Here is a 24,353-nt window from a genome sequence, read left to right as displayed (position 1 = left end):
AATTAGACTTTTTAAGAGCTATGGATAAAAAACAAATTGTTTCTATAGAGGAATTAGCATTTCTAATGAATTCTAAAGAAAATCAAGCTTATGCAAAAGAATTACTAAGTCTTATTTATGATGAACTAGACAAAGCAGATGTCGAAAAAATATTATTGACTGCGGCGCATTCCCTATTTGCTAGAGGATTGTTAAACTTCAATCAACAAACAAAAGAATTACAATTACAACCGGGGATAGAAAAATTATTCAACACTATGTGTAACCCACATCTTTCATTATTGCTTCAAAAAGTCGATTTTATAAACGAAACAACTATTACTGCTAACATATATATTGATAACACTTCAAACGTTACATATCAGAGCTTAGATGGTATTGCACATAAAATTGAAGCAATTTCAGACGATAGTTTATTTTTAGAATCTAAAAATTTATTGCAGATAGTATTTCAAGAAGGGGAAAAAGAAAGCAAAATTGTAGGAACTCTCCCAAACCGTCTGGTACAAAATATCGAAGAATTATTCCCACTGTCTATTCAAGAAGGGAAAACAATGTTAATAGAGAATGGCTTTAATTCCTTATATGCTGAGAATTTTATAAAGGATTTAAAAACAACGCAGTCTATCTATACTATTATGCGTCTAGATACAACAGAAAAGGATGAAGTTATTTCTGATAATGGATTCTTTGTTATTGAATCACCAAACACTCAATGGCTATTAACTCGAAATATAATAAATGATTCCTTTGATATAACTTATTTAACCAAAAATCTTTTCGAAAATGAAATAGAAAAACTAATAAAACATTAATCCTTTAAGACGGGAGTATATTTATATTGAATAAACAACAGAATTCTAATAAAAAAAAGGAAAGCCTTTTTGAAAATAGGATATTACCTATCATCACTGTTCTTTCAGGTGTAATTCTACTAGTGTACAAAGGATTAGAATTTATTTCAAAGTATATACTACTTTTAATATTATTTGCCCTAATTATTGCTTCGTTATACTTATTGTTTATGAAAGAAGTAGTTGGTGCTACTGTCGGATTTATTTTTGCAGCTCTTGGGTATTATATGTATAAAATCATTTTTAAACAAAAAAAGAAATAGTGCATAAACAAATCATAAAAAGATAATTTAAAAGAGAATGCTTTTACGCATTCTCTTTTAAATTATCTTCTTTTATATACTTATATGGGGTGTCCTCCATAAATTTTTCTAATCGATTCACATCTTGAGTCAATGCACCCTTCACAAGAGAGAAATCTGTATTTGCTTCTTCTTTTTTTTCTTTAAAAAACGAAGAATTTTGTACATTTATTTCAGCCATCTCTTCTCCCCCTTTTCAAAAAGATACAACCTTTTATTTATATTATATAGCAAATGCAGACAGAGTGTACACGTATCATTTTCTTTTTAATTCTTCTTCTAACTCTTCTACTTGCTGCAAAGTATCTCCTTTTATTAAAGAGAAATCTGTTGTATCTTCATTATCTTCTTTAAAAAAATCATTGTCATAATCTTTTATCACTACAATCACCTCTACGTGCTAGTGTAGGAATGATTGTCCAATTTTATACAAGCTTGTCTGAATTTGTTCTCCCTTTATGTATAGGTGAAAAGGACAGAAAAAGATTCTGTCCTTATTTACTAAAATAACTATGATGAATTGTTAAATTATATACATTTTCAAAATCTCGATCTTGAAGGTTATTTTTCTTCCCATCAATAACAATGAAAACATCACTAACTATTTTTGCTGGTATAATTCCGACATTTTCTACTTGCACCGCTTTCTGCTCATTCAATTGCTCGATGTGTTCTAATGGAACAATAATACTAAATTGAGAGCGGATACCACGAAAGTTTGTATTTAATTCCTTCACCGCTTCAAATACAACAATTTTCGCACCAATCTTTTCCCCATATGAATCTAAAAATGTGTTTAAGCTTTTTGTATATTCCTCTTCCGTATGCCATTCCATTGTCCCAAAGGCTGTTGGATTCACATTTTGAATAATTGTCGTATATATTTCTCCTCTTGCTTTTGAAGCAATTAATGACCTTTTAATTGATTGGACCGTCTTTCCAATATCGCTGAATTTTGCGCCCCATATTTCTGAAATATTTGGTGTCAAAATGAATGCAATATCAACGAAAATTACCATCGCAGTAAACATTAAAAGATTTTTCCAGAGGGTTAAATCTATTCCTTTTATCGTGAAATAAACTGTGACTGATGTTATGAACAAACCGTACCACGTTTTTCGAATTCGTTGTTTCTTCTCCTCGTACAACTCTTCATTTCTCCAATAAAAGAAAACAAGAACAATAAAGACGATTGCTAAAATAAATAAGCCAATTCGAATGTTAGAGATCGTCAATCACATCACCCTCCATTCCAAAACTACTCACGATACCATTACATGCACAAACAGCTCTCTTTATGACAAAAGACGTGGACAACCTTCTAAAGTTAGCAACATCGCATATACATTAGAAGCAGGCCACGTCTTTTATCCCGCATTAACGGGCAGTAAGCCCCCCCACCTCAAAATTCAGCGAAAGCAAAGACGTTAGGTGAGGGATCAACTGCCCATAAAAGCCCGATTGGTGAAGGCTAATAATCAGTGCGGGATGAACACCCTCCACTGATTAAAGTTTCACTTTATCATGAATCTACATTGTATATGTAGACAAGCATGCGTTTCAAATTTTCATGTTAAAAAGAAATATGTTTCGGAATTTCCCCTTCAGGTACTTCTCCATCCATACTTAAGTAATAATGACGAATCGGACGTAATTTTTCATCTAACTCATAAACAAGCGGAATGCTAGTTGGAATATTTAATGAAACCACACCATCACTTGAAAGGTTGTCTAAGTATTTCACTAGCGAACGAATTGTATTACCGTGCGATGAAATAATTACTTTCTCACCACTTTTTAATGACGGTGCAATTTCTGAATGCCAATAATCAACTACTCTTTTCTCCGTATCCTCTAAACATTCAGTCAATGGGAATTCATCTTTTTTTAACGTTTTATATCTTGGATTGTTCGCCTCATATCGAGGATCATCTTCAGTAAGTGCAGGCGGTCTCACATCTATACTTCTTCTCCAAATATGAACTTGTTCATCTCCATATTTTTTTGCAGTTTCGTCTTTATTCAATCCTTGTAGTGCACCATAGTGGCGTTCATTCAACTTCCATGAGTTATGTATAGGGACCCAAGTGAGATCCATTTCATGCAGTACAATCCATAATGTACGAATTGCTCGTTTTAGTACCGAGGTATACGCAACATCAAATGTATATCCATTCTTTTTTAATATTGTTCCTGCTTCTCTCGCTTCACTTAATCCATTCTTTGATAAATCCACATCTGTCCATCCTGTAAATCGATTTTCAAGATTCCACAAACTTTGTCCGTGACGAATGAGTACAAGTTTTATCATTATAATTCCCCTCTCGGAAATATGAATTTTAAAATTTCAATACGTACACATATAAAGTTTTTGGCAATGTGAATTTTTTATCCATAGTTGCCAAATATACAGATAAAAATTTATGATTTTCCAAACTACAAAACAAGATACTGTTTCTATCTTTTATTCTACTGGTATTTCACGCTTAGACGTCCATGCATCAAATCCTGAACGGCTATTTGCCATTTCATTCATAACTTGATGCCAATTTTCTTCACAGGATTCGCCAAACTGTGAGAAAATAGCTCCCATTTGTTCTCTTTGAACATCGCTCAGTTTTTTCTCTAAGTCTGTTCCTTCTTCTGTTAAAGACAGCTGTTTCACACGACGATCATGTGCAGCTTCATTACTCTCAATAAGTCCTTTATCTAACAGTTGGCGCAACGGTCCGTGAAGAGCTTGTTTACTTATTTCTAAAAGTGATAGCAGTTCATTTACACTAAGCCCTGGAAAACGAGCGATAAAAAACAGAATTCTATGATGTACACGCTGTATACTATACTCTTTTATTATTTCATCTGGTTTTTCTGTAAAAGTTTTATATGCAAAGTAAAATAATGCTAATGCCTCATTCATTTGCTCTTCTTTATGTTGTGTCATCTACTTTCCCCCTGTATGTAAATTATACCACAACTCAATTATGAATAATTAAGTTGGTATATTGAGCCTAATTTCTTCATTCTAAAACCAACAAATTTCAACTATTATATTTTTTGAAGGTTGTTTAATTCGTAAACCATACCTTCAAATAAAGTATCCAAATTATTTTTTAAAGAATTCTTAAGGAAATAGGTTAAATTCAAATGATAAATATTGTAAAATTTATTTATTAATATTTTTTTAAAAAACTCAATTGTGATTGGAGTGTTATTGTATGCAAACAAAAAAAGTTTATCTTTATGTATTTAATACGATGTCAGACTGGGAATATGGACATTTAATTGCAGAACTAAACTCAGGAAGATATTTCAAAAAAGAGTTAGCCCCTTTAAAGGTAGTTACAGTAGGAGCTAATAATGAAATTATTACTACGATGGGAGGACTGAGCATAAAGCCAGATATTTCCCTGGATGAATGTACTCTTGAGAGTAACGATCTTTTAGTTTTACCTGGAGGGACTACTTGGGGGGAAAGCATTCATCACCCTATCTTAAAAAAAATTGGTGAAGCGTTAAAACTCGGCACTATTGTTGCTGCCATTTGTGGTGCAACTGAGGGGTTAGCGAATTTTGGATACCTAGATTCTAGAAAACATACAAGCAATGATTTAGAATATATTAAAATGGTTTGTCCTAATTATAAAGGAGAACAACTTTATAAGATGGAACCTGCAGTATGTGATGAAAATTTGATTACTGCATCAGGAGTAGCTCCTCTGGAATTTGCAATGGAAGTATTGAAAAAAATTGATGTATTTGCACCAGATACGTTACATTCATGGTATAACCTAAATAAGACTTATAAGCCTGAATACTTCTTCCAGTTAATGAATTCAATTACTAGATAAGCTGAAAAATTAAATTAGCAGTTTTATATTATATAAAAAACTTAAAAAGCACCCCTAAAGTCGTTATAAATACAACCGATGACGGTTGTAAAACAAAAAATAAAAGGGATGATACATATTTATCTTGTATCATCCCTTTTATTTTTTATAACATTAATATCACCATATTATTTTAATTATTCATCTCCAGCAAGAGTTAACTGCCAAGATACACCATACTTATCATTTAACCAGCCAAACTTTTTACTAAACGGATATGAACCTAAAGGCATAAGAACTTTTCCATCTTGTGCTAGTTTATTAAAAACTGTTTCAATTTCCTCTTCCGTATCACAAGTTACATAAAGAGACATAGCTGGAGTGAATGTAAAATCATGTTTTACATAACTATCAATACACATGAACTCTTGTCCATTTAGCGTAAAAGTTGCATGAATTACAGTTCCCTCTTTACCTGGTCCATTCTCATCATAACGAGAAATACTTACAATTTCTGATTGATTAAATAGCGATGTGTAAAAATTCATCGCTTCCTCAGCTTTGCCCTCAAACATTAAAAACGTAGTGATTTTTTGATTTGTGTTACCCATTTAGAGACATCCCCTTGTTATGTATTTATGCAAAACATACATCGGACAATAAAATCGAACGTATATTCCTATAAGTGTATTGTCTATAAAAACGATGAGTTTGTCAATTATCTATGTTTTATTTCTTCTTAAATAATGCTGTCCAAAGAAATGATTCTCCAAACATATTATTTGGTTGCTCAATTTGCTTCATTTTTCTAATTTCAATTACTTCAAATTCTTTAAATATCTCTCTTAATTTTTCTTCAGAATATGCAAGACCACCTTGTAGACTCCATCCTCTATATACGTCCCAATCTGTTATTTCTGATCCGTTTCGCTCATCTAAATCGCCAGCTGCAAAACATGTTAATCCGAAATAACCACCAGATTTCAATGAGTTTTTAATTAAATCCAAATAATTTATTCTTCTATGCGGTGGAATGTGATGCAAACAGCCCGAATCGTATACAAAATCAAATTCATTTTGACCCTCTAAATTAAAAATCGAATCACAAATAAAGTGAATTTTTATTCCTTTTGCCAACGTCCTCTCTTTCGCCCAATTAATGCCCTCTATAGATAAATCCACTGCTGTAACATCAAATCCTTCAGTCGCTAAATAAATTGCATTTCTTCCTGGACCACATCCAAGCTCCAACACTTTCCCTTTGGAAACCCATTCTTTTTGTATATACGAAACTAGGTTCTCATCTGGAACATTTTCAAAAAACGGAACATCTTTTTCTCTATCCGCATAAAATTCATTCCAAAACGGTTCTGCAGGTCTTAATATTGAATCAAGCATTTTTAATATATCTTCTTGAGTGTGTAACGTTTCACTTTTCATTTATACCCCTCCATAATCAATAGTCAGAAAATTATTATATCTCTTTTTAAACTTTCAAACAAAGAAAAAACTCCTATATTCAATAGGAGTCAAAAATATTATCTCTTTAAAATCCAAGTACAGTTAACCATTTTAACAACTGCTCTTCTCGCACCTTCAAATCATCGTTTCTATACTTACCCATCTGTATTTCGCTAACAATTTCTCCGTCCACCATAAAAAGAACTCTTTCTGTTTTAGCTGCTACCTTTACGTCATGAGTAACTAGCAAAATTGTAGTTCCCATACGGTTTATATTTGCTAAAATATCCATTACCTCTTCTGTCGCTTTTAAATTCAAAGCACCCGTTGGTTCGTCAGCAAAAATAATATTAGGTTTATTTATGAGTGCTCTACAAATAGATACCCTTTGTAATTCTCCTCCTGATGCTTCAGTTATATTATTAGTTGCAATTTGACTAATTCCCATTTTTTTCATCAATTCAAGTGCACTTTTATTTATTATTTTCCTGCTCTCAAATTTTGCTAAATACGCAGGCAAAACTATATTATCAAAAAGATTCAAATTTCTAAGAAGATTGCTCTGTTGAAAAATAAATCCCATTTCGCTGAGTCGTAATTTTGCTAACACCTCTTCTTTCATACATGTTATTTCTTTACTATCAACTTTCACACTTCCTGATGACATTTGATCCATTCCGCTAATATTATATAGTAACGTCGATTTCCCTGAACCAGAAGGTCCCATGACCGATATAAACTCTCCCTCATAAATCTCTAAATTTATATTTTTTAACATATGGTAAGTTTTATTTCCATCCATTGCGTATTTTTTATTTAATTGTTTTACTTCTAAAATTTTTTTCAAATTACACACCTCCTATTCCCCATTTAGCTTTAAATCATTTGTTTGTTTCACTGTAAAACTACTGAAAAGTGTTGCTACGGTCACAGATATAAATAAAATAGCTGGACATATTACATAAGAAATGATCGGATTAACAACAAACTTTATGTGAGCTGCTCCCATAAATGAACCTAACCAGCTTATTAGTGTTTCTCCAAACGTAGCAGCTATAAATGTCCCTGTTAAAATACCTACTAATACTATAGAAATAGAACGAGTAACATATTGTATACGAATATCTTTGTAGGAAAAGCCGATACTTTTCATAATTAATATTTGCGAAGAATCTTTTACCAATAACATTTTAAAAAACATCGCAGTTATTAAAACCGATATCAATATAGCAATCAAAATTGCCACTTGTGTCACGAGTCTTAATTGTTTAATTGTCTCTCCTAAAGTTTGAGATAAATAATTATCCGTATCTGTTATTTTTGCAGAATTAAAATTTTGTTTATACTCCTTCACTTTTTCTTGTAGATTCACTTTGGGTTTCATATCTACATTTACTACGTACCATAATATATTTTCTTTATTATAAGAAAAACTCGCTTTAGCTGTTTTTCCTCCATTCGTTACATCTTGATATATACCACTAATAGTTAGCATTTTCTCTTTTCCTTCTACAAATAAAACGATTTCATCCCCTATATTCTTTTTTAATTCATTTGCGTTCATATAAGAGAGAGCGATCTCATTTTCATTTTTTGGTGCCATACCTTTAACATATTCTATTGGAAATTGGGCGAAATCTCCCACTTCTACATTTAAGTTTTCATGTGTACCATCAGCTTTCACCATTTTAAATGTACTCGTTACAAATGCTGCATATTTTTCTACCTCTTCATCGTTTCCGACATACGATATAACGTCATTAAACCGTTTTTCTATATTTTCAGATTGCTGTAAATCTATTCGTATATCACTCCTTCCTGTTCCCATATAATTAACAAATTGCGGTGACTGAATCGTGTACAAAAAGTTAACTGGTACAACAATCATGAACACTGCAATAATTAAAACGATACTTAATACTCGATATAACTTAAATCGTTTCACTACATCTTGTATACCAATAAATGTATTTACATTTGTAATTTTAGTTTGATAGAGAGAAAAAAATCTTCTAATCTTTCTTTTTCCTAGTTTATCTCTTGATCGTAAAGCGTCTATTGCTGTAATTCTCCTGAAATTCCGCAAAATGATGCGGCAAAAAAGGATAACGGCTAGAAATAACAATGTTGTGACTATCAATGGCACAACATAATATAAAATACTTTTATTAGCTGTCCCCATATAAAGTGCGATGTTAGAGGTAAATATTTTTGTAACAAATAACGAAAGGATATATCCACATATACATCCGATAGCGGAAATAACAACATATTTTGTTACATATAGTTTTTGAATATCTTTACTTTGAATGCCGATAGCTTTCATAACACCAATTTCCCGATAATCTTCTTCCATTGAAGTCATAATCGTAAATCTAATACATAAAATCGCGATTAGCATTAATAATGCACTTATTATGATAAGTACTGCAGCTATTATTCCATCTGTTAATGAATTGAGTGTTTTAAAGAGTGAATACGTAATAGAGGGACCTTTTTGAGGTAAGTTTGATGACTGGTATAAAGTTTCAAATTCATTTATTTTATTTAAATCTGTTAGCTGGAATTCAATAAGATATTCACTTTCTCCAAAATTCCCCTTTATTCTTTCGAAGTCTTCATCGCTTATTACAAATCGTTTTGAACTAACAAGTGATGGGTTCATTTGAACATCACGAACAAATGCCGAAATAGTAAATTCTAGCTCATTATTATTTTTAACAACCCAAATTTTATCTCCAATACGCAAATTATATTTTTGCATATAATAAATTGGTACACCTATTTCCCCTTTCCTAACATCGATCAATTCGTTATTTAAATCTAATAAAAAGTCAAAAACAGTATTTTGCTTAACGAAGCTAATGTCCATTACACTATTATGTTCCGCTTGATTTTTCTTCTTTATAAAAATGTTAGATCCGCCTATTTGAACCATCTCTGCTGTTTGTTGTTTTTTTACAAAAGGAGTTTGCGCTACAAATGAATCAATTGACTTTTGGTTTATTTCTCCGGCATGCATTTGTACGAAGTGCGGTGCGTTTGATACTTTAAACAATTGATCCGTTGAGTTCAATAGATTTATAACGTTACTTGAAGCACTTGCGATTAAAAGACTTGATAACATGATAAACATAAATAGAATGGTAATTATCATTTTATTTTGAGTGAAATCTCTTTTTAACATTCTCCTAATCATATGGAGCTAGTTCCCTTCATTCCATAATATTTTCTTCGTCACTATCGCTATTATTATCATTATGAAACTAATAACTAATATAGGTAAATAAATTTTCATACTGAATCCTTCAAACATAAAACCATAAATGACTTGCCCAATTGGTGCCATACATTGAGATACCGCTGTTATAATTGCCATTACTTTTCCTAGGTTTTCATTTGGTGTTTTCTTTTTGACTACAGTAATCACATAGATGGATACAATTGTCACGATCATTGCAATTAGAATAGAATAAAGTATAAAGAGGATAAATGGTGGATAGTATCCTAAATTAAGAATAACTGGCGTAACTGATAGTGCCATTGGTAGTACTAATAAAGCTATTAAAAGCATCCAGTAATACAATGTTTTCATCTGTAGCTTTTTCGCAAAAAAACCTATCGATAATGCACCTAAAATAGTAGCAAAATCGATCAATCCCATTCCAATTCCGTATAACGTGTCGCTACTTTCCATTGTTACTCGTATAATAATTGGAGCGCCAACAACAAATAGCGGTGTAAGTATTAAATTTAGTAATGCAGCTAAAAGCATAGATTTCAAAATAAATGGTTGTTTTAAAACATATATAAATCCTTCTTTCATATCCTTTACAATTGTCGGTATTATATGGCTTTCTCGTGCTCTTTTTATAAAAGGTATTTTAATAAACATTTCTAAAATCGCAGATAAAAAGAAAGCAAGACAACTTATTATTACGAGCATTTTCAAACCAATTATGCCGTACAATATTCCTCCAAATACAGGAGCAACTATATTTGACAATGCTTGCACACCATTTACGATACCGTTCGCTTGCTCTAACTTATTCTCTGGAACTAATTGCGGAATACTCGCCATTACAACAGGTGAATACATTGCACTAACGACTGCTAGTAAAAACATAATTGTTCCAATCAATATAATAGATACAGGTCCAGTAAATAACAAAACTATAAAGCTTAATACAATCGCAGCGTTGATAAAGTCAAAAATAACCATTAAATCACGGCGATTGAAACGATCTGCTATCGCTCCGCCGAGAGGAGCTAGTAAAAACGGAATACTCGTTACCGCATATAATCCTGCGAATATATCAGCACGCCCTGTTATATCTAGCACATATAATGACAGGGCAAAACGTAAAAGTGTTGAACCTAAAATAGTAATAATTTGTCCACTCACCATTAAGTGAAAATCTTTCATCGAAGACCTTATACTAGCTTACATCCTTAGCACACCTTTCATTCGATCCAGACCGACTGTCGGTCGATAATATCCAAACAGAAAATTACTATTTCTGTTTGATTAAAACCTCCACCATATAATCAAAGGCTCCCTCTTTCGCTCCAACAGATGCTTCCATCATTTTGATATAAGCTTTAGCCCTCCTCATCATTTCTTCCGGCTTCCACTGGAATAAACCCTCATCAAATATGACTTGTGCTGAAGAGAGTAATAATTCAATCGTTTCTTGTGGGTATGGAGTAGAAAATATGCCTTCAGCGATTCCTTGTTCTAAAATCTCTGCTAAAACAGGAGATAAATGAATAATTGATTGTACTATACTTTTTTGATGCATTTCCGCATTATTTGGCTGATGAAATTGTTCAATCATTTTATCTTTTACATCTCCTGATTTTGGTGATTGTTCCATTAAAACTCGAAATAACTTATCCAAAACTGGGATATTAGGGTTAGAGACAATTGCTTTCGCTTTAGCAACATCCGCTTTAATAATCCTCATAATAATTTCATCCATTACTTCTTCTTTCGACTTAAAATAATGATAAAACGTCCCCTTTGCTATACCAATCTCTTTTAAAATGTCATTTACTGTAGTTTTCGTATACCCTTTTGTAACAAACAAACGTTCAGCAGTTTCTAAAATTTCATTTCTACGTTCCCCATATTCTTTCACGATCCTCATTCATGTACTCCTTCCTACGGACCGACTGTCGGTTTATTTAAAGTATATGTTTAGTATGTGAAAAGTTTCCTGTTATCGTACATATACAACAACCTACTTTATATTTCCTTTATGAATTTTAAAATTTATTTTTAATACGGTGAATGAAATTTTAAAGGTTGTTTCTATGCAATCACCCTTGTACTTATATCGACTTCGTTGTATAAAAACAAAAAAGAGCCGCAACACTTTGCGACTCTTTTTGAATAATAACTATTTAACGGCCACGTCTTTGCTGACCTTGTTTTGCACTACTTTTCTTATTACTTGGCTTATTAAATGATCGATTGTTATCATTTCTAGAACTATTTCTTGAATCGTTTCTTGGTCCACCTTTTGAACCACTTCTTGAACCTTCACGGCTATCTCTTTGACGATATTGACCTGATTTCTTTGGAGCCGGCTTTTGTACCGGTTTTCCATTTTCATCTACATTTTTTATCATCGGTTGTTCGATTATTTGTCTTTGTATTGGTGCACCAAGCGTTTTTTCAATTTCTTCTAAATGTTTTTCATCTTTCGCTGCAACGAACGTAATTGCAAGACCTGATCCACCTGCACGTCCTGTTCGGCCAATGCGGTGAATATAACTTTCTACATCTTCAGGGATATCAAAGTTAAATACGTGCGTTACACCATCTACATCAAGTCCACGAGCTGCTACATCCGTTGCGATTAAGTACTGAATTTTAGCTTCGCGGAAACTCTTCATAACTCTTTCACGTTTCGCTTGAGGTATATCACCATGAAGTTCAGCACAATTATAACCAAGTCCCTTTAAATCATCATAAAGCTTACTTGCTCTAACCTTTGTACGACAGAAAATAACTGCTAAAAATGGCTGATCACGATCCATAACAAAACGAAGTGCATCTGGCTTTGCACGATCTGTCGTCTCAATGACACGCTGCTCAATTGTATCTACCGTTACTTCTTCACTTTGTACTTGAATCATTTGCGGCTCTTCCATATAACGTTTCGCCAATTTTTTAATATCTTTTGGCATCGTTGCTGAGAATAACATCGTTTGTTTACTATCAGGTGTCTCATCTAAAATATCTTCAATATCATATAAGAATCCGAAATAAAGCATTTGATCTGCTTCATCTAGTACAATCGTTGAAAGATTACTTAAATCAATTGTTTCACGTCGTATATGATCTAATAATCGTCCTGGTGTCGCTACAACAATATGTGTATTACCTTTTAATTTTCTCAATTGTTGTGCTACATCTTGTCCGCCATATATCGCTAGTACATTAATATCTTCTCTTTGAACAAGCATTTTTTTAATTTCAGTTGTAATTTGCAGTGCTAGTTCCCTTGTTGGTGCAACAATTAAAGCCTGAACATCACTAGACTCTGGATCGATTTTTTCTAAAATCGGTAACACGAATGCTAACGTTTTACCCGTTCCTGTTTTCGCCTGCCCAATAATATCTTTACCTGACATAATAACAGGAATTGCCTTCTCCTGAATCGGTGTTGCTTCTGTAATTCCATTTTCACGTAATGTATGATTAAAAGTTTCACTAATTCCTAATTCTAAAAAGTTTTTCAAATAGACCACTTCTTTTCCTTATTTTTCACATTAGCTTTCATTGTACCATTTGTTTCGCCAAATATGAAAAATAAAAAAATTCTTATCTTCTTTTTTTATATTCATCCTGTACTAGATGAACAAATTCTTTTTGTTTTTTCTCGGATTTTATTAATGCTTCCATATTTGCAGAAGTCAAAATATACTTTTTAATTTTTCTATTACTCCAAATTAAACTTGTATACTTCGGATCTTCATGTAGATTTCGAAACCACTCTAATTCACTTAATTTTGCGATATAATGTTTTAATTTCATGTCATTTTGAGGATAAAATAAAATAAAATCTGCTATTACATCAAATAATGAGCCCAAGTTATTCCCTCCTATAACTTCTTTAATGAAGATATTAACGTAATTTTAAAAATCATTGTTTCACCAATTCAAAATAAATTACACCAATATGTACATCAAGGAACTAAGTTCTACAATTTAATATGTAATACGAAAGCATTATATAACCTTCATTTTGATTTAGCATATGAGCTTATCTTTCAGAAAGATGGTTTGCAATATAAAATGGAAAAATCCTAATAGTGCATTAGAGATATTTATTATTTTTCATTATAATTTTTATAGCCTTACCATATCAATTTGGGGATTTTGTGCGTTTAGAAAACCATTTAGATACATTTAGCCATATATTGTACGCCAATAATATAGTAGTAAGAAATTTACAAATGAAGGATATAGAAAGAGTAAGGGGGCATGGTTAATTACTCATGAAGGTATAGTGCGTTAGATGAATAAATAGGCTTCATTTGCAATAACATAGTATGTTTTCCCTTTACTGCTGTGTGCTTTGTACTGTGGCGAACCATTGACACTCACTTTTGCATCAATCATAAATCCCTGCATCTACAGAACCAGCTCCATCTTTATATTTCCAAGATGGAGCATCCTAGAAAGGTGGACAAATAAACTGTGCTTTTCTTATCGAGTAGCAACAGATACTTCTGAAAGAAATAGACTACATCGTAATAGGGGTTATATTCACAGCTGTAATTTTACAAGTTGAAATTGCAAACCTAACGGTTGTAGTTGGATTTATAGGTAATGTCCCTAGTACTATCCCAAGTCCTGTTTGTTCCACGCTAAAATCTGCTGCAATAGAACCATTACTTGCTAAAAGACTTACTGTAGATCCGATAAACGCATCCAGTAATTGTCTAATTGGTCGTTCACGACATTCACACTCGCATCCTACATCGGTAGGTGGAAGTAATGTAATAGGTGGTCCTGGTGGTAAAAAACCTACCCCTGTTACATCAGATATATTGACCACAAAGGTTGTGGTGCCATCTGTAACTGTAACTAAAAAATCATTCACGGAAGTGATAGTAAATAGAAAGAAAAGCGGGGGCGTGTTGGGTGTGTCTGCAATAGTGCCAAGAATAACAGTTTCTCCAATAAGTTGTTGTAAAACGCTTTGCATAGGTAAAACACAGCAATCACAAAGACAACCTTCAGTTCCTCCTGTTGGGCCTGTCTCTCCTGTTGGACCCGTTACTCCTGTTGGACCCGTTACCCCCGTTGGACCCGTTATTCCCGTTGGACCCGTTACTCCTGTTGGACCCGTTACTCCTGTTGGACCCGTTACCCCCGTTGGACCCGTTACTCCCGTTGGACCCGTTACTCCTGTTGGACCCGTTACCCCCGTTGGACCCGTTACTCCTGTTGGACCCGTTACTCCCGTTGGGCCTGTCCCTCCTGTTGGACCTGTGGGTAAAGTAAATGGTGGGATTGGGGGAAGTGTAGGGCCAATTAAATTTGGATTTAATGCATTAGCTTGAAGTATCCCATTTATCTTTTGTATTTCATTTTTATCAAACACATAACTACCTCCTATGAGTGTACTATACTGTAGTAATACAGTTACAAATACATAAACTTCATTGATCGTAATATAATATGTTTTCCCTATACTATTGTGCACCTTAAATTGTACTGAACATTCCATATTTAACTTCCTAAAAATTGTAAATACCTCACCTACATCTACAAAACCATCCACGTCTTTATCCTGCCAAGATCGAGCATCATAGAAACGTAGAATGTTAACTTTAGAAACAACACGCTTTCCTACAATAGAAGAATCTACTGTACTTTTCTTACTAAACTTCACATAGGATGGATTGTTCTTAATCCATTGCTCTCCACCAAGGTTTAACCAACCAGGCTTTTCGCCCCATTCAACATAAGCTTCTGATTTATTTAGTTGACGAATCTTAGAATAGCTTGTGTCTTGGTCCTTTACGTAAATTAACGTTGTAGCCTTCAATATAAGCTATACCATCGGTTACAGCTGTTGGTACTTCTGTTGGTTTAGGTGGCTTTCAGGTACAGAAACATCCACACTAGAATTATTGTATGCGCGTTGTACATCAGCACGGGATTGAGCTCCTGATCCCCCATGAGATTTTAAATAATCAAGTTGATCTTCATGATCTGTACCGCCAAGGTATTTAATCACATCGTAGTGAATCCACAATCCTTTTCCTACAGATAACTTGTTATCTTTTAAGATTTCCGCTAAAAGTTTTACGTATTTTTCATATGAACGCTCGAGTTTTGTATGGTCTGCTGTTTCACATAACTCTACATGTACAAATCGTTTATTAGCAGCAGGTCCACCGCCATATGCAATGTATTTTATATTAGCGATTTGGATTGTTTCATCTCAATCAACAGCATATTGAACAAATGCGTTTCTTCATGTACGAGATTCATACTTTTGAATATTTCAGAAGTCGCTGTACTATGAGCTACTACGCCCTCATAAACACCTACGCCAAAACGATATGGTTGTTTTGGTAAATTAGGGATAAAAAACGTTCTATCAGCAAAAATACTTGTAGCAAATGAACCAGCAAGTACTAGAATCATAAGGAACAAGGTAATTAGCTATATTAAAACCAGCTAAAATTGGAATGAATGTAAGTGATTGATTATTTATATCCTTAATTCCTTTCAATATTATTGTTGTATTCGGATTCATATACGCTATAAACAATCTAATAATTATTGTCAAGATAGCTGGTATTAAGAAATCAAAAGTTTTTTCTGCCTTCGTTGCAGAACGCAAATAATTCATTGAAACCTCTATCGGAAACTTATTTGCTTTCCAAAACAGATTTTCTCTTCATCCATCTCCATAATCGTATCCGCTTAACAAGCATTGTTTTATTTTGAACAGGTATTCGCTTATAAATATCGAAATATACAATAAGAAAAAACAATAAAATTGATTATTCTTTCGCTTCTTTGTCCATCCTTTTAAAAAATCTATGTTTTTGTAAAAGGAGTGTTTATATGGAGAAACAGACACTTTGGAAAAAATTCAAAAAAAGCTCAGCAAACCTCGGGAAATCAAGCGTATATGAAAGTATTATTTTATACTACACAATGAGAAAAAAAGGGTTACCTACTAAAGCAAAATTCATAATATTAGCTGCTTTATCTTATTACGTATTAGCAATCGACTTCATTCCAGATATAGCTGCTATTATTGGGATCGGCTTATTAGATGATGTTTTAGCAATCGCTATAGCGCATAAATTTGTAATGCGCCATGCGGACAGTGAAATTCGAGAAAAGAGCAAAGTAAAAATGGAATCATTATTTACTTCAGCACACATTTAACGAAGAAAGATAGGCTCTTACTTGTCTTTTCTCACTGCCTAACCATCATCTATAGCTTTTAAACAAATGATTTGAACAGTGTTACTACAGAAAAAAGAACTAAAATAATCTTTTAGTTCTTTTTTGTCAACTCAATTTATTTTTGAACAATAGTTAAAAGAGCCTATTTTAATTTACCAACTAAAACAGGCTCTTTACTAATTTAAATTTACAAGATCATCATCATTTTACGCTATACTTTGCTACTTCAACAACATTTCTCTTTCATCGCTTTCATCATAGACATAGTAGTCTTCATCATTTCATCACATTCATTCATTTTCACCATCATTGCCTTATCCATTTCTACATCCATTTGCATCATGTTATTCATCATCATTTTCATACACTTCATTTCACACATCATTTTTTCCATAGACATCATCATGTTTGTTGTTTCTACCATCATAGTTTTTTCCATATTAACATCCCCCTAGAATTTTTATGTTACAAGTATAAAAATTCCTTTTCGTTTTTCTAAAACCTTCTTAGTTTACCTCATACAAATATTTATCAATATATTTCCCTCTCAATTCGTCATTGATTAACTTTATTTATTGTCACGCTGAAACGTAAATATAATAAAAAACATCTTATTATAGATGCTTCCTTGTCTAACAATTAAATTATTAACACTATGAAACTCCATTTGTTTCGTAAACATAGGGTAAATCTATTATTTTTACAAAATTCATAAATCCGACTATAACGTATTATAGTTTCATTCATATACTGTAGTAGATTACTAGAAAGGAGGCGTATATATGGAAAGTTGTATTGTGTTCGTAAACGGCCAACCTTTTTTAGTACTCACAGTTGCTGGCATCGAAATTGCTAGATTGGAAATTACTCTTCAAGTAGCACTAGCTTTGAGAGTTCTCGGTATTCCAATCTGTGGGTAATTCATTTAAGTAAGTTTAAAAGAGAGCTTTCGCTCTCTTTTAAACTCTTGTCAAAAAATGCACTTCTATACACTTAGCAAGTGTGACTCATAGCCTTGTAGAAATTATATAATAAATATACAAGCATTTACGTTAAAAGAACTTTCTTTAACACACACATCTGCAAACAATTTAACATCCTCTTCATATCACGTTCTTTATAGTGATTCAGACATGCTATTTGAATCCAGTTATTCTTTTGTAAATATGCTGATTCATAATGAACAATATATCCTTGTAATGCTAATGCATCACCTACTGCCTTAGAACACTGCCCTTCGTTTAATTGAATGGTAAGAACAATTTGAGCGGCATGATCTTTAGGTGAAACAAGCTTTAAACCCATAGTATTAATAGCTTGTTCAATATAAGCATACGCCTCTTTTATTTTTTCAAATGCCTCTTCATCTTCAAGTCGCTTCAATGCTTCTTGCAATGCATAAATTAAATTCCATGAATGGGAGTATGGGATACTTTCATTTTCTTCGTACATACCAATGTCCATATAAGCAGGTACTGCCTCGTTTACTTTTACAATGTGGTTATGAAAAACGAAAGATAATCCTGTATATGATTTAATCGCTTTTCCGCTAACATCACTTGCAAAATATACATCCTTCAAATTTATTGGTATTGCTCCAATTGAGCTTATACAATCTACACATAGTTTCATTTGATATTTTTTACAAAGAATGTTTAGTTCTTCTAAATTATTTAACATTCCAGTTGATGTTTCATGGTGAACAAACCAAAGCCATTCATAATTTCCAGTTGCCATTATTTTTTCTAATTCTGTATAAAGAAACGGCTCTGCCATTTCTTTTTTATGCGTATCATAATGTAATTGCGCACGTGTTGCATGTCCCACTAACCTATTTCCAAATTCCCCATTTGTTAAAACTAGTCCTTTCCCTTTTAAAGAATTCAACTGTAAAGCAATGGCATCATTCGCTAACGTCCCTGTTCCTAACATTATTTGCACACGTTTTGCTTTTGTCATTTGCAGTAAACGTTTTTTTACATTTTCCATTATCACTTGAAATGACTTAGAACGATGCGAAATAGGCTTAGTAGAAAATGCCTTTCGAACATTTTCTTCAATATCCACTGGACCAGGTAAAAACGTATATTCTTTCGTCATAATACCCCCAACACTCGACTCTTCAAACATAGCTGGGGTAACATACATTGGCTGGAAGGCTGCTTCTTCAGTACCAACTAACATATGGAAAGATTTGAATCCCATTTGCTCATATAAAGGTAGTTCACGTGTTGTAGCAGAAATGAGTGCCAATTCATATCCATTTAGAAGCAAATAACGATGTAAAAAGCGAATTAAACCTAACAATGCTCTTCCATTTCGATATTCACGTTCTACTGAAAGCAAACGAATTTCATATACATTTTCTCCATGTTCTTGCAAATAAAAATCTAGATTTGGAATTTTATAATCTAACGAGAATGGTCGTTTTCCTCGCAATGCAACCATACCTACTAACTTATCGTCATCTAAACAAATTAAATATGCATTTTCTTCATGGAAACGATCTATACGAACACGATCTTTCGTTTCTTCATGTTGCGGAATTTCTTCTACAAATGTTTTATAATTCAATTTATGTATACTTTCAACTTCCCAAGCTTGATCAGCAACTTTATAAATTAACCCCATGTTGTATCTCCTTTATGTATTTAATAAAAATTATAAGTGGAGATTAACTCCACTTATTAAAAGTTCATTTCATTCTCGATTTACATATAAAATAAGTACAATGATAAGTGCACTTAAAATAGTCGTAACAATAGAGTAAGAATACAAAATCATGCAAACTGGTAAACAAGCGATTGTAATTAGTCCGGGCTTAGTAAATCCTTTAAAGATTAAATAAAATATAATGAAAACAGCAATAAGAGTAAGCGCTATCAAATAATCAAATGCAATTAAACCTCCAATAAATGTTGAAATGCCTTTTCCGCCCTTGCCTTTAAATAAAATTGGGTAAATATGTCCAAGTATAACAGCCAGTAAAGCTAACATTACAAATGTAGAATCTTCGAAAAGGTATTTTGCAATAGAAACTACGATTGCCCCTTTGATCGCATCACCTAAAAATGTAGCGACGAAAGACCCTTTTCCATATACGCGCCCCATATTTCTTGCGCCAGGATTACCACTTCCTTCTTCACGAATATCAACATTATGTTTCCATTTCGTTACTATATAAGCGGTCAATATGTTTCCAAATAAATAAGAAGCCACCAAATACAAAAATTGCATACTATTAATCATGTAATCATTCACTTTCTACATGGGAGTACTTATACAATATTCAATGACTATGTATATTGTACGTTTTCTTGCTTTACATCCCTTTGTATATTTTAACATCATATTTTTACAAATCATACAAAAATTCTCATACTTCTATTTTATAAAAAATACACCCTTCATTAAATGATATGTTCCTTTCACTGCCATTTTTGATGGTGATACGAATATAACTTCTCCCATACTTTTCTCACAGCATTTCTTAAATTCAGCATATATTTCAGGTACTGAACACAATATACTACCACTAACTGCAATTAAAGGTGATAAATCAAACTGCATCTTGTTGTAAATATTCACCGTAATTATCGTTAATTCCTTAGCCGCTTGCAGAATAATTTTATGTGCATCATCATTCCCATTCCTCGCTTCCTCTATAATTAATGGTGCAATTGCTGCAACTTTATCTTTTGAAGAACTATATACTAGTCTTTTTATATGAGATGATGTTAAAAGTCGAAACTCGTCTTGAATCCTTAAGCTTAATGGACAAAGTCTAACTCCTTGATCAAATTGATTTGCCATTCTCTTTAAACCTTGTAACGCAATCCAATAACCGCTTCCCTCATCCCCTAAAATATGTCCCCATCCACCGCTATACTCGTACACTTCGTCTTTCTTTCCTATACAAATTGCACCTGTACCACCTATAGTTAATATTCCATTCTTACCTTTTAAAGCAGCTGCATGTGCAATCATTGCGTCATTAAAAACTTCAATTTTCGTTTCATATTTCTTTATTAATCGTAATGTTAATTCATTTGTATTCGCTCCACTTATACCCGCTAATCCTAAACAAATACAAACGCAGTGCCCATCTATTAAAGCTTTCTTGCATTGATCGATCGCCTCCATAATATGCGAAACTGCTTTTTCATAATCTATTAATATATTTCCAAACCCACTCGTACCTCTTACAACTTCGTTTCCGTCTTGATCAAATGCAATTGCTTCTGTCTTCGTGCCCCCACCATCTACTCCAATCATATACTTCATATGTTCGCCTCATTTTCATCATCTTATTGGAGGGAATGTTATATTCCCTAAAACTACAGATCGCTTTGCACCTGTTGCGCTTGGCACATTACTCGGATTACGATGATGCGTTTCGTTTGCTAATATCGCAAAGGCAATTGCTTCTTTCGCCTCTGAAGAATAGCCTATATCTTCTTGAATGAATATCGCGCACTTTTCTTCCTTCAATCCATTTCGTATCATTTCAACAAGTGTACGATTATAACTGCCCCCACCACCTAAAATTACTTCATCGATTTCATAATACGGCAGAATAAACTCCTTATAATGATGAACAATTGAACTTGCTGTAAACATCGTGACAGTCGTCAAAAGATTTTCTTTACCATGCTTTTCAAACCGCTTCAATAATTCACTTACAAACTCTTCTCCAAACTGTTCTCTACCAGTTGATTTCGGTGGATTCATTTTCAAAAATGGATGATTCATACAATATGTCAAAATTTCATCTACAACTACTCCTTGTTTTGCAATCCTACCATTTTGATCATATGGCAACTGAAATAATCTTTGACATACACCATCGATTACCATGTTCCCTGGGCCGGTATCAAGAGCAATTACACTCTTATTACTTCGTTTACTTGGAATCACTGTAACATTACCAATCCCGCCAATATTTTGTAGTAATCTATTTTTAGTTTGATGGCGATACAAAATGATCTCTGAATATGGTACAAGTGGTGCACCTTGTCCCCCTGCTGCCATATCCATCGTTCGAAAGTTAGAGATAACCGTTGTATTCGTTTCATACGCAATAACTGCTGGTTCTCCAATTTGCAATGTCGAAGAAATACTATTGCCTTCTTGCTTTGGCTGATGATAAATCGTTTGTCCGTGAGAACCTATTAAATCTAATTGTTCCAATGACAAATCAGCCTTTTTACAAACTTCCTCCACAGCATTGGCAAAACATAAACCAAGCTTAAAGTTCAAACTGCATATCAATTGAACATTAGATGTATCAATTGATAAAGCCTGCAGTATCTCATTTTTTATATCATTGCAAAATGGAACAGTAGTAAAATGAATGAGTTCGACTTTAGAATCTACACCGTTTCCTTCTATATGAACGAGCGCTACATCTATTCCTTCTAACGATGTACCGGACATTATCCCTGCAATATACATAATATGCATGCCCCCTATTCACTAAAAAACAATTATGTAAGTAAACAACGTACAACCTACAGAAAACAATATAAATCTAAAAAACAACTGTGCTTTCGATGCAAACGATCCATCAATGAAAGAAACAACTACCGTAAGCAAAATACTTGCCGCAAAGCTTGTAACGAGCCATATACTATGCATTTGTGATAGATTTAGCATTCTTAATAAAGGTACGAAAAGTAAATTTGCACATATCACTCCAAATAACAATAAAAATACACCTTTATAGCTAAATTTTATATTCATTCTATTTCACCCTCTCTGGACTTAATGTGAAAGAAGTGATAGACAAAATGCCTATCACTCAAAAATAAAATATAAAACTTACGGATTAACAGATTCCCCATCACCATTTTTCTCAATTTCAAGCATGTTTTTGTCGTACATTTTAAAGAATGGTAGGTAAATAAGGAATGATATTGCTATATTTATAAAAACTAATACTACTGCACGCCAATCTCCACCTGTGGCTAAATACGCGCCAATTGGAGCTGGTAATGTCCACGGCGGCATAATATGTGTTGGCGTTACAAATCCCATCGCAGTTGCTGAATATGCAACAGTTGCTGTTACGAGTGGTGTAATGATAAACGGGATAATTAAAATTGGATTTAGTACAATCGGTAATCCGAAAATAACAGGTTCATTAATATTAAAAATACCAGGAACAATACAAGTTCTTGATAATGCTTTCGAATATTTTGATCGACCAAATACAATCATAGCTAATACAAGCCCTAACGTCGCACCAGAACCGCCAATCCATATAAACCATTGGTATAACGGCTCTGGTGATATGAATGGCAACTGATCTGCTCCACTAGCAACTGCTTCACCATTTTTCCCTAAGTATACTTCCCATAATGGCCGAGCAACAGTTCCAACAACCGACACACCATGGATTCCGAATGACCAAAAAAATGTAATTAAAAACACTGGAATGATTACACCGAAATAACTATCACCAGCTTTTACTAACGGTGCTGCTAATTTATCAACAACATGGTGTAAATCAATACTAAAAACGACAGTTACTAAACTCATTAAAATAATTACGAATGCAGCAGGTATAAGTGCTTCAAACGAACGTGAAACAGACGGCGGTACTTGTTCTGGCATTTTAATCATTACATTTTTCGTCTTACAAAATCTTAAAATCTCTACTGATAAAATAGATACGATCATCGTTACGAATAATCCATGCCCCCCGAGATTTGTCATCGGAAGCATAAATCCTTTTTTATCGATTAATTCGGGCGTCAATGTTAAAAGTAGTGAGCATACTGCTAACTGTGCCCCTGATAAAGCATCTAACTTATAACTTTTCGCTAAATTGTATCCTATACCAAATGCTATATATAAAGACATAATAAACATCGTTAAACGATATGGTATTAATATACTTGTTTGATTTTTCAATGCCCAAACTGATATGAAACTATCTTTCGGTAATGGTGGAAATGCTACTATTAAAAAGAAACTCCCTACGATAATAAATGGTAACGCCGAAATAACTCCATCACGGATTGCTTGTAAATGCCTCTGTTCAGAAAGCCTTGCCATCGGTCCAGATAAGTTTTTATCAAGAAACGTGACAAACTTATTCATAACGCTTCCCCCTAACTAATTAATTCATTTACAGTTTTTAATAAAGTCGGTCCACCAAGCGGCGTGTATGCTTGCGGCGGAATAATACCGCACGGAATAGATTCTTGTTCTGTAAGTTTTTTTACAGCGTCAAATCGATGTCTAACTTGAGGTGCAACCATTACAACATCCCAACCATTCTTTACTTCTTCCTCCACCTCACTTGTTCCAATAGCATGCACTTCCATGTTCATACCTTTTTTCTCTGCTTCTTTTTTTAAAGCGTTTACAACAATTGCGCTGGACATTCCTCCAGAACAAACGAATAAAACTTTCATTATTGAATCCCCCTATACTTATAAATTGTTTCTTTCAA

Annotated in this window: 28 protein-coding genes and 3 pseudogenes; 6 read left to right on the top strand and 25 right to left on the bottom strand. The window is 33.2% G+C overall.

Annotation, left to right across the window (positions count from 1 at the left end; all coding sequences use genetic code 11):
- The first annotated feature begins 20 nt into the window (after nucleotides 1–20).
- Both QCI77_RS12400 and QCI77_RS12395 read left to right on the top strand, forming a co-directional pair.
- Complete coding sequence (locus QCI77_RS12400; protein ID WP_242473753.1) at nucleotides 21–815, top strand: hypothetical protein; 795 nt, start codon at nucleotides 21–23, stop codon at nucleotides 813–815.
- Between the two features lie 26 nt (nucleotides 816–841).
- Entirely contained in the window at nucleotides 842–1,117 is a 276-nt protein-coding gene (locus tag QCI77_RS12395) for a hypothetical protein (protein ID WP_002141783.1), read from the top strand.
- A gap of 43 nt (nucleotides 1,118–1,160) precedes the next feature.
- Here the strand turns inward: QCI77_RS12395 and spoIISB are convergent, their stop codons facing one another.
- The 5 genes from spoIISB to QCI77_RS12370 all read right to left on the bottom strand — a co-directional run bounded on the left by spoIISB (nucleotide 1,161) and on the right by QCI77_RS12370 (nucleotide 4,097).
- Nucleotides 1,161–1,337: a stage II sporulation protein SB gene (spoIISB, locus tag QCI77_RS12390; protein ID WP_002141782.1), complete on the bottom strand. Its 177-nt coding sequence runs from the start codon at nucleotides 1,335–1,337 to the stop codon at nucleotides 1,161–1,163.
- 75 nt (nucleotides 1,338–1,412) lie between these two features.
- Entirely contained in the window at nucleotides 1,413–1,538 is a 126-nt protein-coding gene (locus tag QCI77_RS12385) for a hypothetical protein (protein WP_000588712.1), read from the bottom strand.
- A gap of 112 nt (nucleotides 1,539–1,650) precedes the next feature.
- Entirely contained in the window at nucleotides 1,651–2,391 is a 741-nt protein-coding gene (locus QCI77_RS12380; RefSeq protein WP_002032139.1) for a type II toxin-antitoxin system SpoIISA family toxin, read from the bottom strand.
- 338 nt (nucleotides 2,392–2,729) lie between these two features.
- The gene (gpmA, locus tag QCI77_RS12375; protein ID WP_002032137.1) at nucleotides 2,730–3,467 is read right to left on the bottom strand and encodes a 2,3-diphosphoglycerate-dependent phosphoglycerate mutase; all 738 of its coding nucleotides are present in this window, start codon (nucleotides 3,465–3,467) and stop codon (nucleotides 2,730–2,732) included.
- 153 nt (nucleotides 3,468–3,620) lie between these two features.
- Nucleotides 3,621–4,097, bottom strand: a complete 477-nt coding sequence (locus QCI77_RS12370) for a MarR family winged helix-turn-helix transcriptional regulator (protein WP_002017049.1) — start codon at nucleotides 4,095–4,097, stop codon at nucleotides 3,621–3,623.
- 274 nt (nucleotides 4,098–4,371) lie between these two features.
- Here QCI77_RS12370 and QCI77_RS12365 point away from each other — a divergent pair, with 274 nt between their 5' ends.
- Nucleotides 4,372–5,004 carry a type 1 glutamine amidotransferase family protein gene (locus tag QCI77_RS12365; RefSeq protein ID WP_002017047.1) on the top strand — a complete coding sequence of 211 codons (633 nt, stop codon included), beginning with the start codon at nucleotides 4,372–4,374 and terminating at the stop codon, nucleotides 5,002–5,004.
- A 176-nt stretch (nucleotides 5,005–5,180) separates the two neighbouring features.
- Here QCI77_RS12365 and QCI77_RS12360 read toward each other — a convergent pair whose 3' ends face one another.
- The 8 genes from QCI77_RS12360 to QCI77_RS12325 all read right to left on the bottom strand — a co-directional run bounded on the left by QCI77_RS12360 (nucleotide 5,181) and on the right by QCI77_RS12325 (nucleotide 13,546).
- Nucleotides 5,181–5,594, bottom strand: a complete 414-nt coding sequence (locus QCI77_RS12360) for a VOC family protein (RefSeq protein WP_002012925.1) — start codon at nucleotides 5,592–5,594, stop codon at nucleotides 5,181–5,183.
- 118 nt (nucleotides 5,595–5,712) lie between these two features.
- Nucleotides 5,713–6,423, bottom strand: a complete 711-nt coding sequence (locus tag QCI77_RS12355) for a class I SAM-dependent methyltransferase (protein ID WP_113769422.1) — start codon at nucleotides 6,421–6,423, stop codon at nucleotides 5,713–5,715.
- Nucleotides 6,424–6,529: 106 nt separating this feature from the next.
- Nucleotides 6,530–7,291: an ABC transporter ATP-binding protein gene (locus tag QCI77_RS12350; protein ID WP_113769421.1), complete on the bottom strand. Its 762-nt coding sequence runs from the start codon at nucleotides 7,289–7,291 to the stop codon at nucleotides 6,530–6,532.
- A gap of 12 nt (nucleotides 7,292–7,303) precedes the next feature.
- The gene (locus QCI77_RS12345) at nucleotides 7,304–9,643 is read right to left on the bottom strand and encodes an ABC transporter permease (RefSeq protein WP_353824956.1); all 2,340 of its coding nucleotides are present in this window, start codon (nucleotides 9,641–9,643) and stop codon (nucleotides 7,304–7,306) included.
- A 6-nt stretch (nucleotides 9,644–9,649) separates the two neighbouring features.
- Nucleotides 9,650–10,870, bottom strand: coding sequence for an MFS transporter (locus tag QCI77_RS12340; protein ID WP_353824955.1), 1,221 nt, complete (start codon nucleotides 10,868–10,870; stop codon nucleotides 9,650–9,652).
- Between the two features lie 88 nt (nucleotides 10,871–10,958).
- Nucleotides 10,959–11,594 carry a TetR/AcrR family transcriptional regulator gene (locus tag QCI77_RS12335; protein WP_002069302.1) on the bottom strand — a complete coding sequence of 212 codons (636 nt, stop codon included), beginning with the start codon at nucleotides 11,592–11,594 and terminating at the stop codon, nucleotides 10,959–10,961.
- A gap of 256 nt (nucleotides 11,595–11,850) precedes the next feature.
- Nucleotides 11,851–13,203 (bottom strand): DEAD/DEAH box helicase, encoded by a 1,353-nt coding sequence (locus QCI77_RS12330; RefSeq protein ID WP_113769419.1) that lies wholly within the window; start codon nucleotides 13,201–13,203, stop codon nucleotides 11,851–11,853.
- A 73-nt stretch (nucleotides 13,204–13,276) separates the two neighbouring features.
- Nucleotides 13,277–13,546 carry a hypothetical protein gene (locus QCI77_RS12325; protein ID WP_113769418.1) on the bottom strand — a complete coding sequence of 90 codons (270 nt, stop codon included), beginning with the start codon at nucleotides 13,544–13,546 and terminating at the stop codon, nucleotides 13,277–13,279.
- Nucleotides 13,547–13,564: 18 nt separating this feature from the next.
- Here QCI77_RS12325 and QCI77_RS12320 point away from each other — a divergent pair.
- Nucleotides 13,565–13,753: pseudogene (locus QCI77_RS12320) on the top strand (hypothetical protein); the annotation flags it as partial.
- A 216-nt stretch (nucleotides 13,754–13,969) separates the two neighbouring features.
- Here the strand turns inward: QCI77_RS12320 and QCI77_RS12315 are convergent.
- The 4 genes and pseudogenes from QCI77_RS12315 to QCI77_RS12300 form a co-directional block, all read right to left on the bottom strand.
- Nucleotides 13,970–14,132, bottom strand: a pseudogene (locus QCI77_RS12315) (N-acetylmuramoyl-L-alanine amidase); the annotation flags it as partial.
- A gap of 69 nt (nucleotides 14,133–14,201) precedes the next feature.
- Complete coding sequence (locus QCI77_RS12310; RefSeq protein WP_353825768.1) at nucleotides 14,202–15,065, bottom strand: exosporium leader peptide-containing protein; 864 nt, start codon at nucleotides 15,063–15,065, stop codon at nucleotides 14,202–14,204.
- 42 nt (nucleotides 15,066–15,107) lie between these two features.
- Nucleotides 15,108–16,117: pseudogene (locus QCI77_RS12305) on the bottom strand (N-acetylmuramoyl-L-alanine amidase); the annotation flags it as partial.
- Complete coding sequence (locus QCI77_RS12300) at nucleotides 16,071–16,325, bottom strand: hypothetical protein (protein WP_002085542.1); 255 nt, start codon at nucleotides 16,323–16,325, stop codon at nucleotides 16,071–16,073. The pseudogene QCI77_RS12305 and the gene QCI77_RS12300, both read right to left, overlap by 47 nt.
- Before the next feature lie 218 nt (nucleotides 16,326–16,543).
- Here QCI77_RS12300 and QCI77_RS12295 point away from each other — a divergent pair, with 218 nt between their 5' ends.
- Complete coding sequence (locus QCI77_RS12295; protein WP_061689425.1) at nucleotides 16,544–16,873, top strand: YkvA family protein; 330 nt, start codon at nucleotides 16,544–16,546, stop codon at nucleotides 16,871–16,873.
- A gap of 247 nt (nucleotides 16,874–17,120) precedes the next feature.
- Here the strand turns inward: QCI77_RS12295 and QCI77_RS12290 are convergent, their stop codons facing one another.
- Nucleotides 17,121–17,333 (bottom strand): hypothetical protein, encoded by a 213-nt coding sequence (locus QCI77_RS12290; RefSeq protein ID WP_000416118.1) that lies wholly within the window; start codon nucleotides 17,331–17,333, stop codon nucleotides 17,121–17,123.
- Between the two features lie 343 nt (nucleotides 17,334–17,676).
- Here QCI77_RS12290 and QCI77_RS12285 point away from each other — a divergent pair, with 343 nt between their 5' ends.
- Nucleotides 17,677–17,814, top strand: a complete 138-nt coding sequence (locus tag QCI77_RS12285; protein ID WP_002127410.1) for a DUF3956 domain-containing protein — start codon at nucleotides 17,677–17,679, stop codon at nucleotides 17,812–17,814.
- A gap of 127 nt (nucleotides 17,815–17,941) precedes the next feature.
- Here QCI77_RS12285 and QCI77_RS12280 read toward each other — a convergent pair whose 3' ends face one another.
- The 7 genes from QCI77_RS12280 to QCI77_RS12250 form a co-directional block, all read right to left on the bottom strand.
- A complete protein-coding gene (locus QCI77_RS12280) occupies nucleotides 17,942–19,525 on the bottom strand; it encodes an aminotransferase class V-fold PLP-dependent enzyme (RefSeq protein WP_353824954.1) in 1,584 nt (527 codons plus the stop codon).
- A gap of 69 nt (nucleotides 19,526–19,594) precedes the next feature.
- The gene (plsY, locus tag QCI77_RS12275; RefSeq protein ID WP_002127407.1) at nucleotides 19,595–20,143 is read right to left on the bottom strand and encodes a glycerol-3-phosphate 1-O-acyltransferase PlsY; all 549 of its coding nucleotides are present in this window, start codon (nucleotides 20,141–20,143) and stop codon (nucleotides 19,595–19,597) included.
- 135 nt (nucleotides 20,144–20,278) lie between these two features.
- Nucleotides 20,279–21,178, bottom strand: a complete 900-nt coding sequence (locus QCI77_RS12270; protein ID WP_113769415.1) for a BadF/BadG/BcrA/BcrD ATPase family protein — start codon at nucleotides 21,176–21,178, stop codon at nucleotides 20,279–20,281.
- Nucleotides 21,179–21,196: 18 nt separating this feature from the next.
- A complete protein-coding gene (anmK, locus tag QCI77_RS12265) occupies nucleotides 21,197–22,348 on the bottom strand; it encodes an anhydro-N-acetylmuramic acid kinase AnmK (RefSeq protein WP_353824953.1) in 1,152 nt (383 codons plus the stop codon).
- A gap of 21 nt (nucleotides 22,349–22,369) precedes the next feature.
- The gene (locus tag QCI77_RS12260; RefSeq protein WP_002136308.1) at nucleotides 22,370–22,636 is read right to left on the bottom strand and encodes a hypothetical protein; all 267 of its coding nucleotides are present in this window, start codon (nucleotides 22,634–22,636) and stop codon (nucleotides 22,370–22,372) included.
- A gap of 78 nt (nucleotides 22,637–22,714) precedes the next feature.
- Nucleotides 22,715–23,998 carry a PTS sugar transporter subunit IIC gene (locus QCI77_RS12255; protein WP_061689421.1) on the bottom strand — a complete coding sequence of 428 codons (1,284 nt, stop codon included), beginning with the start codon at nucleotides 23,996–23,998 and terminating at the stop codon, nucleotides 22,715–22,717.
- An 11-nt stretch (nucleotides 23,999–24,009) separates the two neighbouring features.
- Nucleotides 24,010–24,315, bottom strand: a complete 306-nt coding sequence (locus QCI77_RS12250) for a PTS sugar transporter subunit IIB (protein WP_000865888.1) — start codon at nucleotides 24,313–24,315, stop codon at nucleotides 24,010–24,012.
- Nucleotides 24,316–24,353 lie beyond the last annotated feature (38 nt).

It is taken from the genome of Bacillus cereus group sp. MG9 (assembly GCF_040459995.1).
GTDB lineage: Bacteria > Bacillota > Bacilli > Bacillales > Bacillaceae_G > Bacillus_A > Bacillus_A mycoides.
Note: the sequence above shows the minus strand (reverse complement) of the source record. Positions and strands in the feature narration are given on the sequence as shown.

Bases quoted from the DNA above. Each gene is read 5' to 3' on its own strand.
- QCI77_RS12400 (WP_242473753.1), top strand. From the start codon at position 21: ATGGATAAAAAACAAATTGTTTCTATAGAGGAATTAGCATTTCTAATG.
- spoIISB (WP_002141782.1), bottom strand. From the start codon at position 1,337: ATGGCTGAAATAAATGTACAAAATTCTTCGTTTTTTAAAGAAAAAAAA.
- gpmA (WP_002032137.1), bottom strand. From the start codon at position 3,467: ATGATAAAACTTGTACTCATTCGTCACGGACAAAGTTTGTGGAATCTT.
- QCI77_RS12370 (WP_002017049.1), bottom strand. From the start codon at position 4,097: ATGACACAACATAAAGAAGAGCAAATGAATGAGGCATTAGCATTATTT.
- QCI77_RS12365 (WP_002017047.1), top strand. From the start codon at position 4,372: ATGCAAACAAAAAAAGTTTATCTTTATGTATTTAATACGATGTCAGAC.
- QCI77_RS12360 (WP_002012925.1), bottom strand. From the start codon at position 5,594: ATGGGTAACACAAATCAAAAAATCACTACGTTTTTAATGTTTGAGGGC.
- QCI77_RS12355 (WP_113769422.1), bottom strand. From the start codon at position 6,423: ATGAAAAGTGAAACGTTACACACTCAAGAAGATATATTAAAAATGCTT.
- QCI77_RS12345 (WP_353824956.1), bottom strand. From the start codon at position 9,643: ATGATTAGGAGAATGTTAAAAAGAGATTTCACTCAAAATAAAATGATA.
- QCI77_RS12340 (WP_353824955.1), bottom strand. From the start codon at position 10,870: ATGAAAGATTTTCACTTAATGGTGAGTGGACAAATTATTACTATTTTA.
- QCI77_RS12335 (WP_002069302.1), bottom strand. From the start codon at position 11,594: ATGAGGATCGTGAAAGAATATGGGGAACGTAGAAATGAAATTTTAGAA.
- QCI77_RS12300 (WP_002085542.1), bottom strand. From the start codon at position 16,325: ATGAATTATTTGCGTTCTGCAACGAAGGCAGAAAAAACTTTTGATTTC.
- QCI77_RS12295 (WP_061689425.1), top strand. From the start codon at position 16,544: ATGGAGAAACAGACACTTTGGAAAAAATTCAAAAAAAGCTCAGCAAAC.
- QCI77_RS12290 (WP_000416118.1), bottom strand. From the start codon at position 17,333: ATGGAAAAAACTATGATGGTAGAAACAACAAACATGATGATGTCTATG.
- QCI77_RS12285 (WP_002127410.1), top strand. From the start codon at position 17,677: ATGGAAAGTTGTATTGTGTTCGTAAACGGCCAACCTTTTTTAGTACTC.
- QCI77_RS12280 (WP_353824954.1), bottom strand. From the start codon at position 19,525: ATGGGGTTAATTTATAAAGTTGCTGATCAAGCTTGGGAAGTTGAAAGT.
- plsY (WP_002127407.1), bottom strand. From the start codon at position 20,143: ATGATTAATAGTATGCAATTTTTGTATTTGGTGGCTTCTTATTTATTT.
- QCI77_RS12270 (WP_113769415.1), bottom strand. From the start codon at position 21,178: ATGAAGTATATGATTGGAGTAGATGGTGGGGGCACGAAGACAGAAGCA.
- anmK (WP_353824953.1), bottom strand. From the start codon at position 22,348: ATGTATATTGCAGGGATAATGTCCGGTACATCGTTAGAAGGAATAGAT.
- QCI77_RS12260 (WP_002136308.1), bottom strand. From the start codon at position 22,636: ATGAATATAAAATTTAGCTATAAAGGTGTATTTTTATTGTTATTTGGA.
- QCI77_RS12255 (WP_061689421.1), bottom strand. From the start codon at position 23,998: ATGAATAAGTTTGTCACGTTTCTTGATAAAAACTTATCTGGACCGATG.
- QCI77_RS12250 (WP_000865888.1), bottom strand. From the start codon at position 24,315: ATGAAAGTTTTATTCGTTTGTTCTGGAGGAATGTCCAGCGCAATTGTT.